Source organism: Pseudomonas sp. NPDC098747, from assembly GCF_044760045.1.
Classification (GTDB): Bacteria; Pseudomonadota; Gammaproteobacteria; order Pseudomonadales; family Pseudomonadaceae; genus Aquipseudomonas.
Map to the genome: position 1 here is coordinate 20665 of NZ_JBIWAL010000068.1, position 845 is coordinate 21509.

Genomic DNA, 845 nt, shown 5'->3' on the forward strand with positions numbered 1-845 from the left:
AAATAAACCAAAAACAACATGCTGAAAACTATCTATGGAAGAAGCCTGATCAACCAGTCTGTCATCGCGATTCTCAAAGCTCACCGCTTTGCGCGCCACCGTTCTTCCGACGACAGCGAACTCTCCGTCCACGAAACATTCCCCCTGCTCAAAGCCATGAGCGAGCTCAAGCTCGGCGCGGCTTCGGTAGACCTGGGCAAGTTGGCGTTCAAATTCCGCAACGAAGGCAATGGCCGTAGCGCCGAGCAGTTCGTTCGTGAAGAAATGGCTGACGTGGTTGGTCAGCAAAACGCCTCGGCCCGCAAAGGCACTGACGTTGTGTTGTACGGCTTCGGTCGTATCGGCCGTCTGCTGGCGCGCATCCTCATCGAAAAAACCGGTGGTGGCGACGGTCTGCGTCTGCGTGCCATTGTCGTGCGTAAAGGCGCCGACAACGACCTGACCAAACGCGCCAGCCTGCTGCGTCGCGATTCGGTACATGGTTCGTTCAACGGCACCATCACCATCGACGAAGAAAACAACACCATCACCGCCAACGGTAACCTGATCCAGGTGATCTACGCGAAGAACCCGACTGAAGTGGATTACACCCAGTACGGCATCAAAGACGCGCTGCTGGTGGACAACACCGGTGTATGGCGTGACGCTGAAGGCCTGGGTCAACACTTGACCTGCCCGGGTATCGACCGCGTTGTTCTGACCGCACCGGGTAAAGGCAAGCTGAAGAACATCGTTCACGGCATCAACCACGGTGAAATCACCGCTGACGACAAGATCGTGTCCGCCGCTTCCTGCACCACCAACGCCATCGTGCCGGTGCTCAAAGCTGTGAATGACAAGTTCGG

At 56.6% G+C, this 845-nt stretch carries 1 pseudogene; it reads left to right on the top strand.

Annotation, left to right across the window (positions count from 1 at the left end):
* Positions 1–9: 9 nt before the first annotated feature.
* Positions 10–845, top strand: a pseudogene (locus tag ACIQVE_RS26165) (glyceraldehyde-3-phosphate dehydrogenase); the annotation flags it as partial.